This is a genomic window from Streptomyces sparsus (assembly GCF_054776295.1).
Window position 1 is genome coordinate 1 of record NZ_BAAHCA010000674.1, and the last position, 2,693, is coordinate 2,693.

Below are 2,693 nucleotides of genomic sequence, written 5' to 3' on the forward strand. Positions count from 1 at the left end.
CGCACGGTCCGCCCCGACTCCGGGGCGGGCCCGCCCTCCGCGGGTGCCGCGCCGTCACGGGTGTGCTCGCTGTCGGCCGGACGGAAGCCGGCCGGGTCGGGCGGCTCCTCGCCGTATCCGGCGACGATCTGCGCCCAGGCGGCGTCCTCGTCGAGGGGCTCGCGTCCGTCCCCCCGGCCATGCTCACGCTCCGTCACGGGCCGTCTTCCTCGCTGCCAGGCGGGTGATGAATCCGTACGAGTCCGCGAAGACGCGCTCCGCGTCGTGGTCCAGCGTCGCCACGTGCAGGCTGCGCTCCAGGACCGTCTCGGTGACGTCGGTCGACGACACCGAGTTGAGCACCACCGCCGAGTCGCCCGGCGGCACCACGTGGTCCACCCGGCTGTGCAGCACCATCAACGGCTGCGTGACCTGCGGGAGTTCGCCACGCACCAGCCGGAAGAAGTTCCGCAGCGAGTGGGCGGCGTGCAACGGCACCCGGTCGTAGGCGAGTTCCCGCACGCCCTCCTTCGCGATGTCACTGGCGATGCTCTTGTCGGACGGCACGAGATGGCGCAGCACCGGCAGGGCCAGGCCCCGCACCCGGGGAAAGGTCATGCCAGGGTTGACCACGACGACCCCGCTCACCGCCGGACCGTGCTTGGCCGCCAGCCGCAGGGCCAGCGCGCCGCCCATGGACAGGCCGCCGACGAAGACGTGCTCGCACCGCTCCGACAGCGCCCGCAGCTCCCGGTCGACGGTGGCGTACCAGTCCTGCCAGCCGGTGACCTGCAGGTCCTGCCACCGGGTGCCGTGCCCCGGCAGCAGCGGCAGGGACACCGTCAGCCCGCGGTCGGCCAGATACCGCGCCCAGGGGCGCATGGACTGCGGTGTACCGGTGAATCCGTGGCAGAGCAGGACACCGGTCTCCGATCCTTCGTGGTGCATCGGTTCTGACCCGGGAAGCAGCGGCACCGTGGGTCTCCGTTCGGACGGACGCGTGGACGGGGAAGGGGTCCTGCCACCCTACGCGGGCGGTCGGGCACCCGGTAGCCCGGCGGCTCCGGGGGCGCCCGGCGCCCGCCGTCCGACCCCCGGACGCCCCGAGGCGCCGGACGGGCGGGGCGGGATAAGGTTCTGCACGGTGAAACAGGAGGTCCGCGGTTGTTGTACGGAGCAATGAAGCTGTCGGTCGGAGGGTCGCTCAAGCTTGCCTTCCGGCCCTGGGTCGAAGGGCTGGAGAACATTCCGGCCGAGGGCCCGGCCATTCTGGCGAGCAATCACCTGTCGTTCTCCGACTCGTTCTTCCTGCCCGCGGTCCTCGACCGCAAGGTCACCTTCGTGGCGAAGGCCGAGTACTTCACCTCCCCGGGGGTCAAGGGGAAGTTGACCGCCGCCTTCTTCAAGGGCGTCGGCCAGCTTCCCGTGGACCGCTCGGGGGCCCGGGGCGCGGCGGAGGCCGCCATCAAAAGCGCGGTGCAGGTCCTCGACCGGGGTGAGCTGTTCGGCATCTACCCCGAGGGCACCCGGTCGCCGGACGGCCGGCTCTACCGCGGCAAGCCCGGCGGGCTGGCCCGCATCGCGCTGGCCACCGGTGCGCCGGTGGTGCCGGTGGCGATGATCGACACGGAGAAGATCCAGCCGCCCGGCAAGGTCGTGCCCAAGCTGATGCGCCCCGGCATCCGGATCGGCGCCCCGCTGGACTTCAGCCGCTACCAGGGCATGGACGGCGACCGGTTCATCCAGCGCTCGCTGACCGACGAGGTCATGTACGAGATCATGAAGCTCTCCGGTCAGGAGTACGTGGACATGTACGCGACAGCCGCCAAGCGGCAGATCGCGGAAGCGGCCAAGAAACTGGCCGAGGACGAGAAGGCCGCCAGAGAGGCGGACAAGACAGGCCACGAGGGCAGGACGGACAAGAGCACCGTCTGAGCGGAGGCCGTCGGGGGAGCGGGGGGAAGCGATGACCGGCAAGGTGGCGCGGCGGCTGCGACGACCGCAGCGCATGTCCGTCGAGCAGCCGCTGTGGCGGGCCCTGGCCGGCTACCGGCTGTTGACGCTCGGCTACGCGGTGGCGCTGTTCGGCTACAACCTCGCCGGGTACGAGCGCCCGGCGGTCGGTGTGCTCTACCTCACCGCCCTGGCCGCCTGGACGTTCGCGACGCTCGGCCGGGTCTCCTCCGAGGAGCGCTGCACGCGGCGCTTCCTCGCCTGCGACATCGCCGTCGCGGTGACCGGCATCCTGCTCAGCCCGCTCGCCGACCCGGGCGACCGCGTCGGGCCGACGCTGCCGTCCATCTGGGTCGCCGGGGCGGTGCTGGCCTTCGCCATCAAGGGCGGCTGGCGCTGGGCGGCCGGGGCCTCGCTGGTCATCGGGGCCGCCAACGTGCTCGAACGCGGGGCGTTCTCCCGCGACACCGTGCACAACATACTGCTCGTCCTGGTGGCGAGCATCGGCATCGGCTACGTCGTCGAGGTGGCCCGGGCCAGTGAGCGGACCCTGGCGGAGGCGCTGCGCATCGACGCCGCCACGCGGGAGCGGGAACGGCTGGCCCGCGACATCCACGACAGCGTGCTCCAGGTGCTGGCCATGGTGCAGCGCCGGGGGACGGCGCTGGGCGGTGAGGCGGCCGAACTGGGCCGGCTCGCCGGCGAGCAGGAGGTCGCGCTGCGCACGCTCGTCACCACCGGGCCCCAGCAGGCCCCCGACG

The 2,693-nt window shown here is 72.4% G+C and carries 3 protein-coding genes and 1 pseudogene; 2 read left to right on the forward strand and 2 right to left on the reverse strand.

All coding sequences use genetic code 11. The features are described 5' to 3' along the window. Both ACYVE9_RS21960 and ACYVE9_RS21965 read right to left on the reverse strand, forming a co-directional pair. Positions 1 to 197 (reverse strand): annotated as a pseudogene (locus ACYVE9_RS21960) (hypothetical protein); the annotation flags it as partial. Continuing rightward, a complete protein-coding gene (locus tag ACYVE9_RS21965) occupies positions 184 to 954 on the reverse strand; it encodes an alpha/beta hydrolase (protein ID WP_461029613.1) in 771 nt (256 codons plus the stop codon). The gene ACYVE9_RS21965 and the pseudogene ACYVE9_RS21960, both read right to left, overlap by 14 nt. 204 nt (positions 955 to 1,158) lie before the next feature. On the opposite strand from ACYVE9_RS21965, the gene ACYVE9_RS21970 reads away from it, so the two are divergent. Continuing rightward, complete coding sequence (locus ACYVE9_RS21970; RefSeq protein ID WP_461029614.1) at positions 1,159 to 1,914, forward strand: lysophospholipid acyltransferase family protein; 756 nt, start codon at positions 1,159 to 1,161, stop codon at positions 1,912 to 1,914. Between the two features lie 31 nt (positions 1,915 to 1,945). After that, the coding region (locus ACYVE9_RS21975) for a DUF5931 domain-containing protein (RefSeq protein ID WP_461029615.1) at positions 1,946 to 2,693 on the forward strand (748 nt) is incomplete at its 3' end.

What these genes read in the sequence shown, in the direction of transcription:
- ACYVE9_RS21970 (WP_461029614.1), top strand. Translation starts at nt 1,159, where the DNA reads ATGAAGCTGTCGGTCGGAGGGTCGCTCAAGCTTGCCTTCCGGCCCTGG.